This window comes from Halorubellus amylolyticus (genome assembly GCF_034808145.1).
Classification (GTDB): Archaea; Halobacteriota; Halobacteria; order Halobacteriales; family Natrialbaceae; genus Halorubellus.
Genome location: NZ_JAXHGM010000005.1, coordinates 153765 through 172350, shown reverse-complemented (window position 1 = coordinate 172350; position 18586 = coordinate 153765). Strand labels below are relative to the sequence as shown.

The 18586-nt window shown below is 69.2% G+C and carries 19 protein-coding genes; 7 read left to right on the top strand and 12 right to left on the bottom strand.

Annotation, left to right across the window (positions count from 1 at the left end; genetic code table 11):
* Nucleotide 1: 1 nt before the first annotated feature.
* Complete coding sequence (locus SM754_RS13770) at nucleotides 2–1165, top strand: DR2241 family protein (RefSeq protein WP_323676816.1); 1164 nt, start codon at nucleotides 2–4, stop codon at nucleotides 1163–1165.
* Between the two features lie 61 nt (nucleotides 1166–1226).
* Here the strand turns inward: SM754_RS13770 and SM754_RS13765 are convergent, their stop codons facing one another.
* Together SM754_RS13765 and SM754_RS13760 are read right to left on the bottom strand one after the other, a co-directional pair.
* Nucleotides 1227–1787, bottom strand: coding sequence for a DUF7524 family protein (locus SM754_RS13765; RefSeq protein WP_323676815.1), 561 nt, complete (start codon nucleotides 1785–1787; stop codon nucleotides 1227–1229).
* A gap of 32 nt (nucleotides 1788–1819) precedes the next feature.
* Complete coding sequence (locus SM754_RS13760; RefSeq protein WP_323676814.1) at nucleotides 1820–2017, bottom strand: methytransferase partner Trm112; 198 nt, start codon at nucleotides 2015–2017, stop codon at nucleotides 1820–1822.
* 150 nt (nucleotides 2018–2167) lie between these two features.
* Between SM754_RS13760 and SM754_RS13755 the strand changes: the two genes are divergently transcribed.
* Nucleotides 2168–2536 (top strand): group I truncated hemoglobin, encoded by a 369-nt coding sequence (locus SM754_RS13755; protein WP_323676813.1) that lies wholly within the window; start codon nucleotides 2168–2170, stop codon nucleotides 2534–2536.
* Nucleotides 2537–2557: 21 nt separating this feature from the next.
* Here the strand turns inward: SM754_RS13755 and SM754_RS13750 are convergent, their stop codons facing one another.
* Both SM754_RS13750 and SM754_RS13745 read right to left on the bottom strand, forming a co-directional pair.
* Nucleotides 2558–2749, bottom strand: a complete 192-nt coding sequence (locus SM754_RS13750) for a hypothetical protein (RefSeq protein WP_323676812.1) — start codon at nucleotides 2747–2749, stop codon at nucleotides 2558–2560.
* A 52-nt stretch (nucleotides 2750–2801) separates the two neighbouring features.
* On the bottom strand, nucleotides 2802–4178 hold the full coding sequence (locus SM754_RS13745) for an adenylosuccinate synthase (RefSeq protein ID WP_323676811.1): 1377 nt from the start codon (nucleotides 4176–4178) through the stop codon (nucleotides 2802–2804).
* Between the two features lie 251 nt (nucleotides 4179–4429).
* On the opposite strand from SM754_RS13745, the gene SM754_RS13740 reads away from it, so the two are divergent.
* A complete protein-coding gene (locus tag SM754_RS13740; protein WP_323676810.1) occupies nucleotides 4430–4735 on the top strand; it encodes a hypothetical protein in 306 nt (101 codons plus the stop codon).
* Between the two features lie 181 nt (nucleotides 4736–4916).
* On the opposite strand, the gene SM754_RS13735 is transcribed toward SM754_RS13740, so the two are convergent.
* Together SM754_RS13735 and SM754_RS13730 are read right to left on the bottom strand one after the other, a co-directional pair.
* A complete protein-coding gene (locus SM754_RS13735; RefSeq protein ID WP_323676809.1) occupies nucleotides 4917–7430 on the bottom strand; it encodes a DUF7527 domain-containing protein in 2514 nt (837 codons plus the stop codon).
* A gap of 99 nt (nucleotides 7431–7529) precedes the next feature.
* Nucleotides 7530–7808 (bottom strand): UPF0058 family protein, encoded by a 279-nt coding sequence (locus SM754_RS13730; RefSeq protein ID WP_323676808.1) that lies wholly within the window; start codon nucleotides 7806–7808, stop codon nucleotides 7530–7532.
* Nucleotides 7809–7929: 121 nt separating this feature from the next.
* On the opposite strand from SM754_RS13730, the gene SM754_RS13725 reads away from it, so the two are divergent.
* A complete protein-coding gene (locus tag SM754_RS13725; RefSeq protein ID WP_323676807.1) occupies nucleotides 7930–8976 on the top strand; it encodes a hypothetical protein in 1047 nt (348 codons plus the stop codon).
* Here the strand turns inward: SM754_RS13725 and SM754_RS13720 are convergent, their stop codons facing one another.
* Both SM754_RS13720 and SM754_RS13715 read right to left on the bottom strand, forming a co-directional pair.
* Nucleotides 8977–10608, bottom strand: a complete 1632-nt coding sequence (locus SM754_RS13720; RefSeq protein ID WP_323676806.1) for a potassium channel family protein — start codon at nucleotides 10606–10608, stop codon at nucleotides 8977–8979.
* Between the two features lie 98 nt (nucleotides 10609–10706).
* Nucleotides 10707–11366, bottom strand: a complete 660-nt coding sequence (locus tag SM754_RS13715) for a DUF998 domain-containing protein (RefSeq protein WP_323676805.1) — start codon at nucleotides 11364–11366, stop codon at nucleotides 10707–10709.
* A 185-nt stretch (nucleotides 11367–11551) separates the two neighbouring features.
* Here SM754_RS13715 and SM754_RS13710 point away from each other — a divergent pair, with 185 nt between their 5' ends.
* The 3 genes from SM754_RS13710 (at nucleotide 11552) to SM754_RS13700 (ending at nucleotide 13041) form a co-directional block, all read left to right on the top strand.
* On the top strand, nucleotides 11552–11779 hold the full coding sequence (locus SM754_RS13710; protein ID WP_323676804.1) for a hypothetical protein: 228 nt from the start codon (nucleotides 11552–11554) through the stop codon (nucleotides 11777–11779).
* A 129-nt stretch (nucleotides 11780–11908) separates the two neighbouring features.
* Entirely contained in the window at nucleotides 11909–12259 is a 351-nt protein-coding gene (locus SM754_RS13705) for a VOC family protein (protein WP_323676803.1), read from the top strand.
* A gap of 56 nt (nucleotides 12260–12315) precedes the next feature.
* On the top strand, nucleotides 12316–13041 hold the full coding sequence (locus SM754_RS13700) for a dolichyl-phosphate hexose transferase (protein ID WP_323676802.1): 726 nt from the start codon (nucleotides 12316–12318) through the stop codon (nucleotides 13039–13041).
* A 183-nt stretch (nucleotides 13042–13224) separates the two neighbouring features.
* On the opposite strand, the gene SM754_RS13695 is transcribed toward SM754_RS13700, so the two are convergent.
* The 4 genes from SM754_RS13695 to SM754_RS13680 all read right to left on the bottom strand — a co-directional run bounded on the left by SM754_RS13695 (nucleotide 13225) and on the right by SM754_RS13680 (nucleotide 18558).
* Complete coding sequence (locus SM754_RS13695; RefSeq protein ID WP_323676801.1) at nucleotides 13225–14151, bottom strand: WD40/YVTN/BNR-like repeat-containing protein; 927 nt, start codon at nucleotides 14149–14151, stop codon at nucleotides 13225–13227.
* 104 nt (nucleotides 14152–14255) lie between these two features.
* Nucleotides 14256–14900 (bottom strand): helix-turn-helix domain-containing protein, encoded by a 645-nt coding sequence (locus SM754_RS13690; RefSeq protein WP_323676800.1) that lies wholly within the window; start codon nucleotides 14898–14900, stop codon nucleotides 14256–14258.
* Between the two features lie 162 nt (nucleotides 14901–15062).
* Nucleotides 15063–17399 carry a DUF7846 domain-containing protein gene (locus tag SM754_RS13685; RefSeq protein WP_323676799.1) on the bottom strand — a complete coding sequence of 779 codons (2337 nt, stop codon included), beginning with the start codon at nucleotides 17397–17399 and terminating at the stop codon, nucleotides 15063–15065.
* Nucleotides 17400–17403: 4 nt separating this feature from the next.
* Entirely contained in the window at nucleotides 17404–18558 is a 1155-nt protein-coding gene (locus SM754_RS13680) for an ABC transporter ATP-binding protein (RefSeq protein ID WP_323676798.1), read from the bottom strand.
* Nucleotides 18559–18586: the final 28 nt, after the last annotated feature.

Below are 18586 nucleotides of genomic sequence, written 5' to 3'. Positions count from 1 at the left end.
GATGGACGACGAGCAACTCACGGCGCTGTCGGCGGCGGTGACGGTCGAGGACGACCTCGCGTTCGACGGCCTGCACGTCACGCGCCGCGACGACGGGTACCGGTTCGAGCTCTCGGACCTGGAACGCGGCGGGCTCTCCGAGGAGGAACTGCGTCGGGTGGCGCGAGCCAACCCCGAGCACGTCTCGAACTGGTACTTCTGGCACGACGTCGCGCCGACGGCGGGCTCGGCGCGGTTCGACTTCCTCCGGTACGTGGAGCGCGTCGCCGACCACGACGCGCCGACGGAGACGCGCGGACACGGCGGGGACGCGACCCACGGGACGACGTACGAACCGACGGCGGTTCTGGACCGCTATCGCGCGCTCGAACGCGGCATCGAACGACAGTGGGGCGAGCTTCACCTGTCGGTCGAACTCGCTGACGACGGCTATCGGCGGTACGAGGTCCGGCACGTCGACGACGCCGACGCCGACCCCGACGACCTCGACGAGCACCGCGACGTCCGGGACGCCCGGGACGTCGCGAAGTTCGACGACCGCGGCCGCTACCGGCCGCTGAAGACCGCGCCGACGCTCCCCGCCGGCTGGCGGTTCCCCGAGCTGACCAGCGGCGAGGTCGTCGCGGTCGTCGAGTCCATCTATCCGGCGACCATCGCGAACTGGCATCGGGAACGCGAGGGGAACCTCGACGTCGACCACTGGGAGCCGGCGATGGCGCGCCAGTCCGGCATCTACGGCGTCGTCCAGACGTGGAACCGCGGCGAGGGCACCGAGCACGTCGAACGGGTCGCCGAGAGCTGCTGTGCGGACTCGGAGTGCCTGAAGCGCCGCGAGTGGGGGTACGACGAGGACACCGACCTCGAAGCCGACGGCGGCGTCGGCGCGTTCCCCTGCAGGGAGCCGTGCTCGATGGTCGTCTCCGCCGCCCGCAAGTGGACGAAGCTCGAGGGCGAGGACGCACAGACCTACGAGTTCGAGCTGACGCCGAGCGAGAAGGAACAGCTCGAAGCGATAGTCGACACGGTCGCGGACGGCGACGTCGACGAGGTCCGCGAGGCCGACTTCCGGCACGACGCGAACCGCTGGCGGACGCGGTACCTCCGCGAGAAACGCATGGACGAGGACGGCAACCTCTGTGGCGTCCCGACCGACGGCGACGACTGACACGGTTCCAGGCGACCCAATCGATCACCCGAACCAGCCGAGTCGGCTCGCGCGAACGCCGTCAGTCCGCGACGAGCGCGTACACCGCCGCGAGGACGCCCGCGACGACGACGAGTGCGCCAGTCGCGACGACGACGTCGCCGAACGCGAACGCCGCACCGAGCGCGATGGCGACCGCGACCGCGCCGAGCGCGAGGACGGGTAGACTCTCCTCGGCGAGCAGGCGGTCGAGCGACGGGTCGTCGCCGTCCGTCGACTCGGGTGCCGCGAGCGTCTCGTCGACCGGCAGGTCCGGCTCGGGTTCGTCGACGATGCCGACGGCCACCGACGACCCGGTCGCGCCGTAGCCCGCCGAGATATCGAGCGCGCCGCGGAGCGGCCGTGGGCCGTCCGGGACCTCGACCGCGACGACGCGCGTCGAGTCCGTCTCCACGTAGAGGTTCGACTCGTCGAGGCGAACGCCGCGAGCGAGCGCGTCGTCGGGATGCACGTGGACGTGACTGGCGCGCCCGTGATTGACGAGTTCCAGCTCGAACGTCCCGCCCGTCTCGAAGTCGGCGGTCGCTGGGGCGACCTCGTGGAGTTCCCCGCGACTCAGGTGGACGGTGAGCGTGTCAACCACGAATCTACCTCACGAGCGAGTGCAAAAAAGGTTCAGGCGGGGACGTCGTCGCGCATGTCCGGCGGGAGGAGGTTCGGGATGCCGTCCTCGATGGGGTAGTGCTCCCCGCACTCCGTGCAGACGAGCGTGCCGGCGAGGACCTCCTCGTCGTCCGCGCGCTCGTCGACCTCCAGTTCGAGTTCTGACTTGTCCATCGGGCAGCAGAGAACGTCCATCAGCGACTCCTTCATACCCGGAGCGTCGGGGACGGACAGCAAAAGGCTTCGGGAACGCGGCGACGACAGCGCCGTCCGCCGGGCGGCCGGAGTCGACGCGTGACGCCGGCACCCGAACGTGTTCTTTGACCAGATTCTTCCGAGGGCTGCGAGAACGGTCTCGACGTGACCGAAGACACGCTCTACGAGCGACTTGGCGAACGAGACGCTATCGCAGCCGTCGTCGACGAGTTCTACGACCGCGTGCTCGCGGACGACGCGCTCGAATCGTACTTCGAAGGCTCTGATCCCGCGGATCTCAGGCGACACCAGACGCAGTTCCTCTCGCACGCCACCGGCGGACCAGTGACGTGGGACGGCGACGACATGGCGACCGCGCACGAGCACCTCGGCGTGACGCCGGCGGACTTCGGACGGATCGCGGACCACCTCGACGATGCGCTCCAGGCGTTCGACGTCGCGGACGCGGACCGCGAGGCGGTGCTGGAGGCCGTCGGGTCCTACGAGGAAGCCATCGTCACCGCGGACGACTGACGGCGTTCTCCGCAGGTCGCGTCAGTTCTCGTCGAGTTCCTCGGCCTGCTTCTGGACGTCCGCGATGGCGGCCTCCTGTTCGCCGCGAGTCAGGCCACCGGACTCGGCGTGCCGGCCGGCGTACTGCGACCCCGGAATCGCGTCCCAGACGTCGTCCTCGTCGTCGGTACCGGGCCAGTACGACCGGACGAGCGCACGGAGCCACTGGAGCATACCCGACCCCACGCGCCGAAGACGTAAAAATATCGACCTGTGTCGAGGGTGGTCAGTCGTCGTACGGCGATTCGAGGACGACGGTCTGGTCGCGGTCCGGGCCGACCCCGACCGCGTAGATGTCCGTGTCCAGTTCCTCGCTGACGTACTCGAGGTACGTGCGAGCGTTCGCCGGGAGGTCCTCGTACTCGTCGACGGCGTCCCAGTCGACCTCGGGCCAGCCCTCGAACGTCTCGAAGTTCGCCTCGCACTCCGCCCACTTCTCGGTCGTCGACGGAATCGTCTCGACGACCTCACCGTCCAGCGTGTACGTGTCCCCGACCTTCACCTCGTCGAGGCCAGCGAGGACGTCCACGTGATTCACCGCGAGCCCCGTGAAGCCGTTCACGCGCGTCGAGTGCCGGAGCATCGGGAGGTCGAGCCAGCCGACGCGACGCGGCCGCCCGGTGACCGTCCCGTACTCGCCGCCCTCGTCGCGGATGTACGTCGCAAGCTCCTCCTCGGCGTCGCCCGCGTCCCCGTCGTACCCCGGCGTCTGGCCTTCGACGCCCGCGAGCTCCGTCGGGAGCGGACCACGACCGACGCGCGTGAGGTACGCCTTCACGATACCGACGATCTCGCCCTGGCCGACGACGGTCGGCGCCAGGCCTGACCCCGTCGCCGCACCTCCGGCGGTCGGGTTCGAGGACGTCACGTAGGGGTAGTTCCCGTGGTCGATGTCGATGATCGTCCCCTGCGCCCCCTCGAGCATCACGTTCTCGCCGGCCGCGCGCTTCTCCGCGAGGAACGTCCCGGCGTCGACCGTCATGTCCTCCTCGGCGAGGCGCTCGCCGTACTCGAGCGCGGTCTCGTACACCGCGTCCACGTCGAACGCGTCCGGGTTCTCGAGGTCCTCGACGTCGATGCCGTAGACGTCCTCGAGGAGCGCGCGCTTCTGCGGGACGACGTACTCGACGCGCTCGCGGAGCACGTCCTCGTCGAGCAGGTCGCCGACGCGGACCCCGCGCCGACCGGCCTTGTCCTCGTACGTCGGACCGATGCCGCGACCGGTGGTACCGACCGCGCTGTCGGTCTCGCTCTTGACCTCCTCCTCGATGCCGTCGAGCACGCGGTGGTAGGGAAGGATGACGTGCGCTCGCTCGGCGACGCGAACGTCCGGGTCGAGGCCGCGGTCCCGGAGCCCGTCCATCTCCTCGAAGAGCGTAGCGGGGTTGACGACGCAGCCGTTGCCGAGGACGCCGACCTTCCCGCGGACGGCGCCGCTCGGAACGAGCGAGAGCTTGTACTCGGTTCCGTCCTCGACGACGGTGTGTCCGGCGTTGTCCCCGCCCTGGTAGCGGACGACGACGTCCGCGGGGTCGCCGTAGAGGTCGACGACGCCGCCTTTCCCCTCGTCTCCGAGTTGGGAACCGACGATGGTAACAGTCATTTACACGGGAGATTTCACGAGGCCCCGATAAACAGATTTCGATACCGTCGGTCGTTGGCGAGTCCGCGCGTACCGACGACGTGACTGGGACGAGCTGGCACTGACCGACGGCTCGTCGAACCCACCGACGGGATTCCGGTACCGACCAGAAGACCTATGTGGCGCGCCTGTCAAATTCAGACACTGTTCTGCGAGACCATGCCAATGGGAGAGTAAGGTTTAAAACCCCGAACGACAAGTTAACAAATGCCATGATAGACCGACTTGAGAAGGAAGTCGACATGCTGGAGCGGCATCTGCAGGTCCTGAAGATGGTCATCGAGAACGAACCCATCGGGATCGTCAAGATGTCCAACGAGACGGGCTACCCCCATCACAAGGTTCGCTACTCGCTGCGCGTCCTCGAGGAGGAGAACCTCATCGAGCCCTCGAGCCAGGGCGCCATCACCACCGACCACACCGGCGAGTTCGTCGACGACCTCGACGGCAAGATCGACGAGATCGTCGACAAGATGGACAACATGAAGATCGACAGCGCGGCGGAAGTCGAGAACTAGAGCTCTCGTTCTCCTCTCGCTCGACGCACACCCCCAGCGACGGCTTCGTGCTCGACGACTCCTCATTCAGCCGCGAGTCGAGGGGCCCCGCGTTCGAACCGACTCGCACGGAGACCGCCGCTCACAGGGAGGCCGTCACTCGCACGGAGAACGAACCGGGTTCGACGATTCCAGTGCTCGCTCAGAGTTCCGGGACGTTCACGTGGAACTCGCCGTTCCGCGTCTCCACGAGACACAGGTGGTAGCCGCGCTTCCGGGAGAGCTTCACGTAGGACTTCTTCGAGTCGCGGCTCAGGATGCCGCCGCTGGTCGCCTCGTTCGCTATCTCGAGCGCCTCCGGTGCGAAGAAGCTCGCGGTCACCATGAACGCGCCGGCGAGCGCCTCGCTCGTCCGTTTGACGCGCGTGGCGCGCTCCTGCAGGTCGACCATCATCTTCTCCGTCGCGGGGTCCCGCGAGGCGTTGACGTTCGCGACCGCGAGCGGGTTCCCCATCCGGTCGCGGACGACGACGTCGAACGTCGTCTGCTCGCGGTGCTCCTCGCCGTCCTCCTCGTATCGCAGCGAGACGTCGCCGTAGAGCTCGATGCGGTCGACCTTCGGGAACGCCTCGTAGAGGTCGCCGAGGTCGCTCTCGTTGCCGGTGTCTCGGATCTCGAACACGAGGTCGTACACGAACCACTCGACGAACTGGTACGGCGTGGAGTCGTAGAGGAACTCGTCGTAGGCCTTCCCGTCGACCACGGCGTTCTCGGCGTCGAAGCTCGTGTGGTACTCGAGGCGGAGGTTCGCCTCCAGGTCCGCGATGCCGACGTCGCTGTCGTGAACGTCCTCGAGCGTCGTCGCGCTCTTGGAGCCGTACCGGACGAAGAGGTTCGTCCCTTCGAGCGCCTCGCGAGGGGCGAGTTCGACGACGTCGTCCGCCGGCGTCTCCGCTTCGAGTCGTTCGCGCGCCGACGCGAGCTCGCGTTCGAGCGCCGCGACCTCGTCCTCGAGTTCCGCCACGCGCTCCCGGAGGTCGTCGTTCCGCTCTGCGAGCCGGTCGCGTTCGGCCTCGAGGTCGTCGCGTTCGGTCGCGATTCGGTCGCGGTCCTCGCGCACGCTCTCGAGTTCGTCCGCGAGTTCGGTGACGCGCTCCGGGTCCGCACCGCCACCTGCTGGGGCGTTCGTCGACGCCGTCCGGTTCGCGTCCGCTCGCGACCGACCGGTGGCGTGCTCGTCGGCGGGCGACGCCCGCGAGGTCGACGACGTCCGGCGGGTGTCGCGCTCGGTCGTCGACCGGTTCTCCGAGTTCGTCCCGGCCGTCTCGCTCGTCCCGCCGGCGCCCGACGCGAGCGGGTCCGACTCGTCGTCGTCGGTCGTCCGGTCCGGGTTGATCGAGGGGATGGTCGTGGTCTCGCGCCACGCGACCTCGTCCTCGACCTCGCTCCCCCGTGCCTCGTCCTCGACCTCGGCCATGACCTCGTCGGGGACCTCCGCCATCGCGCTCCCGCTCCCGTCGTCACGCGGCGCTGGCGTCGGCTCGGACCCGGTCGTCGAGTTCGACGGCTCGCCCGTCGTTCGTGTCGACGTGGGCGCCGTCGCGTTCCGACCGCTCGCGGCGTCGGTCTCGGTCCGCGCGCGCCGGCCGGACGTCTCCCGGGCGTGCTCGCGCTCCGTCGACGCGTCACCTCCGGTACTCGCGGCGTCGTCCGTGGGTCGGTCCACTTCCCGTCTGTCGTCGGGGTCGTCGCTCCGCGACGGCGGGTTCGACGTCGGTTCGGCCTCGCCGACGACCGGTTCGTCGCCGACCGCCGGGTCGGCGTCCTCGACCGTCGCTCCCGCTTCGTCGACCGGTGGTGCCGCGACCGCGTCGTCCGCACCATTGCCGGTCGGGTCGCGGCCAGCGGCCTCGTCGTCCACGTCCGACGCGGTCGACGCGGCGACGTCGGTAGCGTCGTCCGGTGTGACGTCCACCTCCGAGTGCGCGGACGTCGCATCGCCCGAACCGGCCCGTCCGCCGTTCGCGCCCGTCGAACCGGCTCGACCACCGTTCGTGCCCGTCGAATCGGCTCGCTCGCCGGTCGCGTCGCTCGAACCGACACCGCCAGCGCCAGCGCTTGCCCCGCCTGCTGCTGCCCCGCCAGTACTCGTCGCGGCGTCGTCGTCCGGGTCCTCGTCCGCCGGAATCTCCTGGACCTCGATGTCGACGTCCCAGACCGTGTAGATACCGACCTCGTCGTCGGCGCGGTCGAACGCCTCGTCGTCCGTTATCAGGTTCTCCTGGTTCCCGACGAACGCGCAACTCATCGAGCGCCCGCCGTAGTAGACCACGTAGTAATCGCCCGACAGGACGTTCTCCGAGAGCTCCACGTAGCCCGTGAACGACCCGGAGGACAACGTCCCGTCGGCCTCCGAGATCGGGGTGTCGTTCGTGTAGTACTTCGCGCGCTCCTCGCCGCCCTGCTCGCGCATCGCGAACAGGAGCGGGAGGCTCGGGTGGGGTGCCTCGTAGATCGTGCCCGACGCGCCGTCGAACGACTCGACGTCGCCGCCGACCACGCCGACGACCTTCCCGTTCAACACGAACGCCGTCGTCGACCCGGTCTCGACCGCCCCCGAGAACGCCGCGTCCGCGAGCTCTCGCAGGTCATCGTAGCCGTCAGAGAACGGACGCGAGTCCCAGTCCTTGACGCGCGCTTCCGTTCGGGAGTCCATGTACTGCCTTTCGCCCCACACGGACCAAATAGGTTCCGCCGTCGTGACTCTCCACGACGTCGCCACTCGGTGACAAGGCGACGACAGGAGCGGTGGCGTTCAGATCTTCGACTCGGCGTCCTCGGCGAGCTCCTTCATGCGTTTGCCGATGCGGCCCGCGCTCGAGAACTCGTCCTCGCTCATCGCGTTCGCGAGCGAGTTCCCGAGGACGAACACCGCGTGCTTGTGCTCGCTCTTCGACTTGTGGACGTCCGAGGGGTCGATGTCGAGTTCGCGGTACGTCGAGAACAGCCCGTCGGGGACCTCGTCCTGGTCGTCGAAGTTCTCCATTATCGTGACCATGTGCTCGTGGAGCTCGAGGAGTTCGTCCTTGTGCATACCCATTCGTATGCGTTAGCCGAGATTTAAGGGTTTGGCCCGGTCGTGCGAACGTTCTCCACGGCGAGGGCTCGGTGTCTTGCGCAACGATTTATATTGGGGACGGGCGTAGCCATCGGTGATGCCCGAGATACGCCTCGAGCTGTCCGCCGAGGACGCCCGGAAGCTCGACACCGAGGTCGACCTCCTGGGGTTCGAGGACCGCGGCGAGTACCTGCGCTGGATAATCGGGAATCGCGCCGCGATCGAGCAGGGCACCGAACGCGACCAGTTGCTCACGGAGTACCAGGCGCGGGTCGACGAGCTGGAGGCCGAGCTCTCGTCGCGCGACGTCGGAGACGACGCTCGGGATGCGACCGCGGACCGAGACACAGCGGCAGACCGGGACGGAGCCGTAGACCGAGAGGCGACCGCGGCGGCGGACGATGGGCGTGCACGAGCGACCGACGGGAGTGGTTCGAGGACGACGCGTTCGACGGCGTCGGCCGCGTTCACGCCCGCGTCGACCGATTCCCGGCCCGCGAGCGACGGGCACGAGAACGACGGCCGCGGCCTGGAGCGTCCGCGCCAGGACGGCGACGACGGGGCGAGCGACCGTGGGGACCCGCTCGACGTCGGCGGGAACTTTGCGCCCGAGCGCGTCGAACGCTTCGAGGACGAGTCCCTCGGGTCGCACGCGAACCAACTGAAGGGCGTGGAGGGCGAGCGTCTCGACGAGTTCGCGCGACGAGCGGTCGCGAAGACCCGCGAACGCCTCGGCCGAGAGCCCTCGACCGGGCTCGACTACCGGTCGGGGACGCGCATCGCGCGCTCCAGTCCGGACGTCCGACCCGGCGAGGACCTCGTCGACCTGGACTCGCTCGACGTCCCCGGTCGCTCCGAGTCGACGTGCGCGCCGCGACGGGAGGCCGTCGGCGCGGCGCTCGCGTACCTCCGCGACGTCGACCGCGCGAAACGCGGGGACTTCGTCGAGGAGCTCTACGCGGAGTACCCCGCGGGGTACGACACCGACTCCGGGTGGTGGCGATGCATCAAACGCGGCCTCAAGGACGCGCCCGTGGTCGACGGCGGCGGCGAAGGGTCGCGCGTCTGGACGTACGTCCGGCCGGGGAGTCGCGAGGGCGAACTCGTCGGCTCCGGCCCGAAACGCGTCGTCGACCCGGAGTGACTACGCGAGCAGTTCCTTGAACCGGTTCGTTCCCGCGTCCGTTCCGGCGACGATGAGGGCGTCGTCCGCGCGGATCTCGGTGTCCGGCCCGAGGTCCGTGTAGAGTTCGCCGTCGCGTTCCAGTGCGACGACGGTACAGCCGGTCCGCGACCGGACGCGAGCGTCCGCGAGCGTCTGCCCCGCCAGTTCGGGGGCGTTCGTTCGCACGACCTCGATCTGCGTGTTCAGCGAGATGATGTCCTCGTCGAGGACCTCGGACGCGACCATGCGTCCGGTGACGGTCGCGAGCGACAGGACGTAGTCCGCGCCGGCGCGGTACATCTTCCTCGTGGATTCGACCTCCTCCGCGCGACAGAGGATCTCCACAGAGTCGCTCAGGTCGCGTGCGACGAGCGTCGCGAACTCGGCGGCGGTGTCGTCGGGGAGCGCGAGGATGAGCGACCGAGCGTCGTGGATGCCGGCGCGTTCGAGCGTCGACGCGTCCGTCGCGTCGCCGACGACGTCGACGCCCTCCTTCTCCTCGACGTCGAGGACGGTGTAGGAGAGGCCAGCGTCGTCGAACGTGGCCGCGATCTGTTGGCCGACCTCGCCGTAGCCCGCGACGATGGTCTCGCCACCCGCGACCCGCCGCGATTCGCTGAGCGTCAGTTCCTTCGCGCGTTCGAGCGCCGTCTCCTCTCCGGAGACGAGGAGGACCGTCCCGGACTCGATCCGTCGGCCGGGGTCCGGTGGGGACTGGAAGTCGCCGTCGAACCACGCGCCGATGACGTTCACGCCCGCTTGCTCGCGGAGGCCACTCTCCGCGAGCGTCCGCCCGACGATCTCGCTGCCGCGATGGATCGGGAACTCGACGATGTCGAACTGATCGCCGATCTCGATAGCGGCGCCGACGTCCGCGGTGAGCGCGGCAGCGACCTTGTTCGCGAGACTCCCGCCGAGTATCGACCGCGGCGACAGCACGACGTCGGCGCCCGCGAGCTCGTGGTAGCGGACGCTCTCGGGCTCCTCGACGATGCTGACGAGCGGGACGTCGTCGGAGATGGCGCGCGCGCCGAGGACGATGCTGGCGTCGACCTTGTCGGAGACGTCCGCGACGAGCGCTCGCGCTTCGGGGAGGTTCGCGCCGCGGAGGCCGCGTTCCGTGTCGGGGCTCTCCTGGATGACGTCGTAGCCGGCGTCGACGAGTTCGGTGGCGCGGTCGCGGTCCGGTTCGATGATGACGTAGGGGACGTCGACGGCGTCGAGTTCGGCGACGAGCGGGTCGACGCGCGTCGTGTACGTGCAGATGACGACGTGGTCGGTGACGTCCTCGGGGAGGGCCGTCGGGACGGTCGTCGAGATGGCTTCCTCGAACAGCGGGAACACGAGGACGGGGAGCGCGAGGAAGATGAGGACGACGCCGGTGAGGTCCATGACGATGACGAGGACGTTCATCTCCGGCGTCTGCCACGGCGAGTCGGACCCGAAGCCGGTCGTGGTGAACGTCTCGACGATGACCTGGAGCGCGTGGAGGAACGTCCGCGGTCGTCCCTCTATCGTGTTCATCCCGTAGTAGTAGAGCCCGGCGTACGCGAGCATCACGGCGGCCAGCCCGACGAGGTAGTACGCGGTTCGTCGACGCCAGGTGTCCATGAGTGACGTACCCGACGGCGTCGCCTAAACGGTTCCGGGACTAGCTGCGTGGCGTCCCCTGAACGATTCCGGGAACGGAAACCGCTCAGTGGTCGTCGTCAGACGTCGCGGAGTTTGCGGGTGGCGAGCCAGATCGCCCAGCCGCCGAGGGCGAGCGCGCCGACGAACTCGGGGACCGCGAAGTACGTCCACGTGTCGCCGTCGCCGGTGAACACGAACGCTTCGAGGATCATCCAGACGACCCACTGGACGGCGTAGACGTTCGCGAGCCACATCGTCAGGACGCCCGCTCGGGCGTCGTCGGCGAGCGCCATCCCGGAGCCGTGGATCCATGGGGCGATGGCGATGGAGAAGAACAGGAGGACGGCGAACAGGAAGTGGAACTGGTCGAACGGCGCGGCGGCGGCGTCGGATTCGAGGAACGCGACGCCGACGCCGGACATGCAGACGAGCGCGAACGCGAACCAGGCGGCGCCGACGCGCTCGAGGCGGTTCCGGGCGTCCATCCAGAGGAGCGCGACGAACGGCAGGCCGAGGATGCCGCCGGCGAACAGGCCGCCGTTGAACAGCAGCCACGCGAGCTGGTTCGAGGAGCCGACCGCGAGCAGTCCGAGCCCGGTCGATTCGCCCATGCTCGAGAGCGAGCGCGTCGCCCACGAGTACTTCGGGTCGACGAGCGTCGCGAGGAACACGAGACCGATAGATGCGGCAGGTGCCGCGAAGCCGAAGTACGCAAGCGTGCGACGAAGACGTGTCATCGACTCCCCGTTGAGACCGGACTGGGAAAAAGTTGATTGCCGGTAGGCGGTGAGATTTACTGTCCGGGAGCGTCGAACGCAGGAATCGAAACGCCGGTCTGCCGACGGTCGGGCATCGATGCTCGCTGGGGCCTCACTGTTTAGGACGGGCGTCGAAGGGCGTCTGCGGGCACGGTCCAGGTGTCATGGACGAAGCACTGGAGGTCGTCGAACTGGTCGCGGACTCGGGACTGGAAGAGGCGTTCGCCTGGGTGTTACGCATCATCGGCATCCTCTGCCTGCTCGCCGGACTCGGTCTCTGGCTCGGCGCCGGCATGAACCTCCTGTGGACGCCCGCACTCCTCATCGCCGTCGGCGCGTTCATGCTCGTCGCACCACAGGTCCTGCTGTTCCTCGCGGAACTCACCGGCTGACACGCCGATAGCGACTCCCGGCAGTCGATTCCGCCCGCTCACTTCCGGCAGTCGATTCCACTCGCGTGCTTCCGGCAGTCGAGTCCCGCAACGCGAAGTCATTTCATCGTGGCGCGTGCACCGCTGGATATGTCCGGAATCGTGTTCTTCAGCTGCGAGGACTACGAGTCGACCGCCGAGTTCTACGTCGAGGAGGTCGGTGCGGAGGTGTGGCTGGAGCAGTCGGCGTGCACCATCTGCAGGTACGACAACCTCCTGTTCGGGTTCTGTGCGAGCGACGAGACGGAGACCGACGGCGTCCTGACGTTCGTGACCGAGGACCGAGCGGGCGTCGACGAGTTCTACGAGCAGTTCGCGGGTCGTGCACGTGGCGAACCCGAGGTGAACGACGAGTTCGGCATCTACCAGTTCTTCGCGACGGACCCGGACGGGCGGACGATGGAGTTCCAGACGTTCCTCCACGACGTCGACCCCGTCTGAGGACCACGCCCAGAGTTTTGGCAAGCCTAAAGTCGGCGCGCTGGCTAGCCGAAGCCATGACAGACACCGACGACGGGTCCGTCGACGGGTCGGCGTTCACGTTCGACGACGTCGCCGTCGTGATGGGGACGTACAACGAGGCGGCCGCTATCGGGACGGTCCTCGACGACATCAACCGCGTGACCGACGGCCGCGCCGAGGTCGTCTGCGTCGACGGCTCGGACGACCACACGCCGGAGATCGCTCGCGAGAAGGGTGCGACGGTCATCGAGCAGGAACCCCAGGGGTACGGGGTCGCGGTCCGCGAGGCCGTCCTCACGCCGGACCGCCCTGTGGTCGTAACGACGGACTGCGACGACACGTACCCGATGGACGCCCTCCCGCGGTTCCTGGCGAAGGTGAACGAGGGGTACGACGTCGTGTCCGGCGACCGTCTCTATCACGGCGCGGACGCGATGCCGGCGTTCAACCGCTTCGGGAACCACGCGTTCGCGGTGCTCGCGAGCGCCCTGATGGGGACGCGCGTCCACGACACCACGACGGGGATGCGCGCCTACCGCCGGGACGTCCTCCAGGAGGTCGTCTGGACGACGAACACCGCGCTCTCCGCCGAACTGCTCATCCGCCCGGCGATGCGCGGGTACGACGTCATCGAGATTCCCATCACGTACGGCGAGCGCGCCGGCGAGACGAAGCTCGACCCCATCCAGGGCGGCTGGGAGATCGGCACCGGCATCCTCGAGGTCTGCCTGGCGGAGCACGCCCGGCGGCTGTTCGACTGACTGACCGCACGGAGAACGAGTGAGCGTTAGACAGTGCGTCGTTCGAGCGACGTGACGGCCGGAAGCCGTCACGATGGTATGGGGGAGCGTCGGAGCGTCCGTCGTAGTGGCATGGGGGAGCGGACGGGGCGTCCGTCCGATGTGCTCTGCGGTTCGGGGCGGTGACGGCAGTCGAGTCGGGCGTCAGCGTTCGAGGATGGTGCCGCCGGCGCCGACCGCGACCGCGGACTCGCCGCCACGCAGCACCACCGCCTTCAGGTTCTCGCCGCTGGGCGTCGCGTCCTGGCTCCACCTGGTGTTCTCGCGGTCGTAGACCTTCCCGCCGCCGCCGACCACGTAGCCGCTGTCCGCGCCCGCGACCTCGATGTCGCGCTGACCCGCGTCGCCCGTGTCCGAGCGGATCCACTCGCTGCCGTTCCAGTGGAAGATGGTGCCGCCGCCACCGCTGACCCAGACGTCGTCGAAGCCGTCCGAGTCGACGCCGTAGAAGTTGTTGTTCGCGTTCGCGATCCCCAGTCGGTCCCACGTCGCCCCGTCCCTGGTGTACAGGACCGTCTGGTTGCCGTCGACGATGTGGCCGCTCTTGACGTCGTGGAAGTCGACCGCGTTGATCGCCGCGCCGCTGGCGGGCGTTGAGTACTCCCAGGTCTGGCTCGCGCCGTTCTCGAAGGAGTAGTACAGCTTCCCGGAGTCCCCAGCGACGTACACGTTCACCTCGCCCGCGTCGCCGGTCACGGAGACGTCGTTGAAGTTGTTCGTCACGTCCATCGGCGCCGAGTGCGAGTCCAGGCTACCGGTCTCGACGTCGTACTCGCCGATCGCGCCGCTCGCGCCGACGAACCACAGGCGCTTCCCGTCGTCGGTGACGTCCGCGCCGTACAGCGAGTTCCCGTTCCCGGTCGGCCCGCCATCAAGCACCTTCACGTAGCCTTTCGCGGTGCGTTCGAGCACGACACCGCCCGCGCCGACCGCGTACACACCGCCAGCGGTCTCCTCCACGTCGTACAGCGTCCGTTCCGTCGGCGATTCTCGCGTCCTCCACCCGGACTCGGCGCTCGCGGTGGTTGCACCGACAGCTGCGAGTGCGGCGACGCTTCCTGCGCGCTTCATGAACGTACGGCGGTTCGTCGTCATCGTTGTCTCACCAATAGTAATTACTGTCCTGAGAACCGTTGGACGTGACGCCGAACAATTCGGTGATTTAAGTACTCAGGTCAGTCGAAGACCTGCCGACCGATCTTCTGCCGGGCCGCACGCACGTGCGCCGAGAGCGTGGACTTCGAGATGCCGAGGTCGTCGGCGATGGCGGCGGCGGTCGGTCCGTCCAGCGAGAAGTAGTCGTTCGCGACGGCGTAGGCGGCGACCTCGCGTTGCCGTTCGGTGAGCTCGTCGAGGTCGACGATGGCGATGGAGCCGTCGCCGGGCAGCGAGTCCGCGTGGAGCGCCCGCAGGGTCACGTCGAACCCGGCCTCCCGGAGTGCGCTCGCGCACTCCCGGACCTCGGCGTCGTCGTTCGCGGCGAGGTGACAGGACAGCTCGCCGTCCCGGAACCGCATGTGGAACGGCTCGACCGGCAGGAACCCGAGGCCCTCCCCGAGGCAGGGGTCGTGCGGGCACTCCGACGGGTCGAGCCGACAGATCGCGTCGGTCTCGACCTCGATGACGGGGTGGACGCCCTCGACGTCGCTCGCGTCCGCGGCGGGGTCGTCGCCGTCCTCGGGCGCGACGACGACCTGCGCCGGCCCGGTCGGCGACCCGGGGACGAACCGGCGGAGGTCGAGGTCCTCGGCGAGCGCGTCGAGCGGACAGGCGTCGGCCGGGTCGACGGCGAGTTCCGCGTGGACGCCGGCGACGTCCATCACCGCTCACCTCCGGGAGGCGGGCTCTCGCGGGCCATACAGGTCCGTTCCTCGATTCCGGCCACGTAAACGTCTTCTGGGTTCAATAGCCATTGGTAATACCACCGCGTTTCGACGTCTGGTCGCGTGATTCAACGGTTCGCGTCGGGTCCAGACCGCGGTTCAGCGCGCGGTCAGTCGATGGGCCACTGGCGCGTGGACGGAGACGCTCGCGACCGTGTCCGAGTCGAGACTCGGCCGCGGAGGGCCGGTAACAGAGATACGGTCGTCGACGTCTGGGGTGGTGGACTCGTTCCCGGTCGCGTTCGCCCAGACGTCGACGGTCACGCTGACGCCGGGGTCGCTCTCGTCGGGGAGGTACGCGGCCCCACCCCGACACGTCGTGAACTCGACGCAGGTCTCGACGTACGGCGTCATCACCGCGCTCGCGTTCGTCCCCGAGCCACCGCGGACCGGCGTCTCGACGCGGTAGGTCAGTCCCGCGGTCCCCTGGCCGCCGAGGAACGCGGTCACCGTGACGGTGTCCGCGCTCGCGACGCGCACGCTCCCGTTCCCGTCTCGCGGGTGGACGTCGCTTCCGTCGAGGCGGGCGCGACCGTCGGCGACGACGAGGCGCGCGTCCACGTCGTCGGTCGTATCGTTCACGTAGTACGCGACGGTGTCGTCGTCGGTCGTCAGTTCGACGGCGCCGCGGACCGTCCACGAGGGCGTCCCCAGCGACAGGTCGACGCCCGCGCGAGCGCCGCGAGCGACGTCGACGGGCTGGACGCGCGGTTCGACGGACTCGCCCTCGAACGGCAGCCAGCGGCCGCGGTACGTGTACCGGTAGTACGACCGGTTCGCGAACGCGTCGACGACCGCGAAGTTCCCCTCATCGCGGTCGAGCGCGTACACGGCGTCCCCGTCGAACCCGGCGTCGTTCCGGTACGCCTGCAGCGGGTGGTTCAGCCAGTCGCCGTATATCTGCGGGAGGAAGACGACGGCGTCGTCGTATTCGCGGTCGACGTCGTAGGCGTCCGCGAGGTGCTGGCCGGTGACGTAGTTCGCGCCGACCGGGTGTGCGAGCGCGCCGACGCCGACCGCGGCGACGACGAACGCGAGCGCGACGGCGACGGCGACGACCGCTCGACCGCGGGTGCCGTCGGTCGCGGCGGCGCGAGCGCGGAGTCGACCAGCGAGGTCGCGCGCACCGACGGCGCCGAAGACGGCGACGGGGACGAGGACGTCGAAGTGATAGTACGGGCCGAGCGTCCACACGAGGCCGTCGCCGAGGACGTCGAGGTCCCCGAGGAGGTTCAGGTTCCCCCAGAACGCGACGTTACCGAGGACGACGACGGGCGCGATGGCGAGCAGGAGCGCGCGCAGCGTCCGGTCGGAGAGCGCGTCGGGCGTCGTGGCTGCCGGGTCGGCGTCGCGGCTCGTGGCGGTCACGTCGGCGTCGGAACCGCCGGCGCTGGCATCGTCGCCGCTGGCGTCGTCGTCGAACGCGCGTCGCGCGCCCCAGACCGCGAGGGCGGTGCCGGCGATACCGAGTGGCACCCAGCGCGCGAGGAGTCTGGCGACGATCTCGGCGTTCGCGCGGACAGCGAGCGCCGGCGTGTACTCCCGCGAGTAGTCGAGAATCTCGCGGGTTCCGAACCCGAGGCCGTCCGCTGGCGCGAACGCCTGGTAGGGGAACGTCAGCGCGTCGCCCGTGACGAGGACGTTGTACGAGAGCGCGAGGGCGACGAACGCGACGCCGAGCGCGCCGGTGACGGCGTTCGCGGCGAGCGCACGTCGGGAGCGCACGACGAGGGTGCGGTAGGCGGCGTGCGCGACGAACGGCGTCGCGAACAGGACCGCGGTGTACGGCCGCGAGAAGAACGCCAGCCCGACCGCGACGCCGGCGACCGCCGCCCACGCGAGCGCGCGGCGACTCGCGTCGAGGCGGTCGCCGGAGTCGCCGGCGGAGGACCCGTCGTCGACCCGGGCGCTCCGGACGTACGCGTAGGCGAACGCGAGGTTGCAGAGCGTCGTCGGTGCGTACGAGAGGAACACCGACGAGGAGACGACGAACAGCGGCGAGACGACCAGGAGCGCGCCGGCGAGCAGCGCCGTCCGCCGGTTGAACGCCGCCTTCGCGAGCGCGACGACGAGCGCGACGTTCCCCGCGGCGACGACGCCGAGTGCGACGCGGTACGACCCCGCGAGCGCCTTCCCCGCGGCGAAGACGGCGGCGGTGACGGGCGTGTACTTCGAGTAGAGCGCGTCGCCGTCGCGAACGAAGAACCACGGGCGGACCGCGTCGGGAACCGGCGGCCGCATGAACACCTGGCCCTCCAGAAGGAGCGCGGCCTGCTGGAGGTACACCGCCTCGTCGTGGTTCGTCGAGTGATACGGGAAGACGACGACGGAGACGACGAACACGACGACGCCCGCGAGTGCGGCGAGCGCGAGCGCCTCGCGGCGGTCGCTCGCCCAGGCGCGGACGGACGCGAGGACGGAGTCGGCGTCGACCACGGAGCTACTGCGTCGGGTACCAGGCGATGGTGTGGTCCGCGACGAGTTCGACGTTCACGCGCTGCCCGAGCTCGAAGTCGGTGACGTGGTTGTGCTGGCAGTGCACGACGTCCCCGGAGTCGAGGCGGACGCGGTAGACGAACGACGGCCCCATGTACTGGCGGTAGATGATCTCGCCGTTCCCGCCCGCGTCGGACTCGACCGGCGTCGCACGCAGGTCGTCCGGGCGGACGAGCAGGTCGACCTCGGCGTTCTCGTACTCCGTCGTCAGCCCCTCGACCATCGACGCCGGGAAGTCACCGAGCGCGGTCTCGACCGCCCCTCGGGCGAAGTGCCCGGTGAGGAACGAGGCCTGCCCGAGGAACGACGCGACGAACCGCGACTCGGGGTGCTGGAACACCTTCTCGGGCGTCCCCGCCTGCTCGACGTCGCCGTCGTGCATCACCGCGACGCGGTCGGATATCGAGAGCGCCTCCTCCTGGTCGTGCGTGACCGACACCGCGGTCACGCCCGCCTCCTTGAGGATGGCGCGCACCTCCTCGCGCATCTGCTCGCGCAGCCGGACGTCGAGGTTCGAGAACGGCTCGTCGAGCAGGAGGACGCTCGGCTCGGGGGCGAGCGACCGTGCGAGCGCGACCCGCTGCTGTTGGCCGCCCGAGAGCTGCGCGGGCTTGGACTCCCGCTGGGCTTCGAGGCCGACGAGGTCCAGGAGCTCGTCGACGCGAGCGGCGGTCGCGGCGTCGTCGCGGTCCTGAAGGCCGAACGCGACGTTCTCCGCGACCGTCAGGTGCGGGAACAGCGCGAAGTTCTGGAAGACGATACCGACGTCGCGGTGCTCGGGCTTCCGGAACCGACCGTCGCCGTCCGCGATGACGCGGTCGTTCAGGCGGACCTCGCCGCCGTCCGGCCGCTCCAGGCCGGCGAGCATCCGGAGGGTCGTCGTCTTCCCGCAGCCGGACGGCCCGAGGAGCGTGAGGAGTTCCCCGTCCCTGACCGACAGCGAGAGCTCGTCGACCGCGCACTCCGGCCCGAACACCTTCGTCACGCCGTCGAGTTCGAGGACGACGTCGTTCGTCGTCGGGTCCGCGTCGTCGCTCGACGCGGCCTGCCCGTACGGGTCCTCGCGTTCCAGGGCTCGCCTGGGTTCGTTACGTGACATCGCTTCCACCGTCTCTGACGTCGCTTAC

What these genes read in the sequence shown, in the direction of transcription:
- SM754_RS13730 (WP_323676808.1), bottom strand. Translation starts at nt 7,808, where the DNA reads ATGCACAAGGACGAACTCCTCGAGCTCCACGAGCACATGGTCACGATA.
- SM754_RS13680 (WP_323676798.1), bottom strand. Translation starts at nt 18,558, where the DNA reads ATGTCACGTAACGAACCCAGGCGAGCCCTGGAACGCGAGGACCCGTAC.
- SM754_RS13770 (WP_323676816.1), top strand. Translation starts at nt 2, where the DNA reads ATGGACGACGAGCAACTCACGGCGCTGTCGGCGGCGGTGACGGTCGAG.
- SM754_RS13710 (WP_323676804.1), top strand. Translation starts at nt 11,552, where the DNA reads ATGGACGAAGCACTGGAGGTCGTCGAACTGGTCGCGGACTCGGGACTG.
- SM754_RS13740 (WP_323676810.1), top strand. Translation starts at nt 4,430, where the DNA reads ATGATAGACCGACTTGAGAAGGAAGTCGACATGCTGGAGCGGCATCTG.
- SM754_RS13720 (WP_323676806.1), bottom strand. Translation starts at nt 10,608, where the DNA reads ATGGACACCTGGCGTCGACGAACCGCGTACTACCTCGTCGGGCTGGCC.
- SM754_RS13695 (WP_323676801.1), bottom strand. Translation starts at nt 14,151, where the DNA reads ATGAAGCGCGCAGGAAGCGTCGCCGCACTCGCAGCTGTCGGTGCAACC.
- SM754_RS13715 (WP_323676805.1), bottom strand. Translation starts at nt 11,366, where the DNA reads ATGACACGTCTTCGTCGCACGCTTGCGTACTTCGGCTTCGCGGCACCT.
- SM754_RS13705 (WP_323676803.1), top strand. Translation starts at nt 11,909, where the DNA reads ATGTCCGGAATCGTGTTCTTCAGCTGCGAGGACTACGAGTCGACCGCC.
- SM754_RS13735 (WP_323676809.1), bottom strand. Translation starts at nt 7,430, where the DNA reads ATGGACTCCCGAACGGAAGCGCGCGTCAAGGACTGGGACTCGCGTCCG.
- SM754_RS13760 (WP_323676814.1), bottom strand. Translation starts at nt 2,017, where the DNA reads ATGAAGGAGTCGCTGATGGACGTTCTCTGCTGCCCGATGGACAAGTCA.
- SM754_RS13750 (WP_323676812.1), bottom strand. Translation starts at nt 2,749, where the DNA reads ATGCTCCAGTGGCTCCGTGCGCTCGTCCGGTCGTACTGGCCCGGTACC.
- SM754_RS13700 (WP_323676802.1), top strand. Translation starts at nt 12,316, where the DNA reads ATGACAGACACCGACGACGGGTCCGTCGACGGGTCGGCGTTCACGTTC.
- SM754_RS13725 (WP_323676807.1), top strand. Translation starts at nt 7,930, where the DNA reads ATGCCCGAGATACGCCTCGAGCTGTCCGCCGAGGACGCCCGGAAGCTC.
- SM754_RS13690 (WP_323676800.1), bottom strand. Translation starts at nt 14,900, where the DNA reads ATGGACGTCGCCGGCGTCCACGCGGAACTCGCCGTCGACCCGGCCGAC.
- SM754_RS13745 (WP_323676811.1), bottom strand. Translation starts at nt 4,178, where the DNA reads ATGACTGTTACCATCGTCGGTTCCCAACTCGGAGACGAGGGGAAAGGC.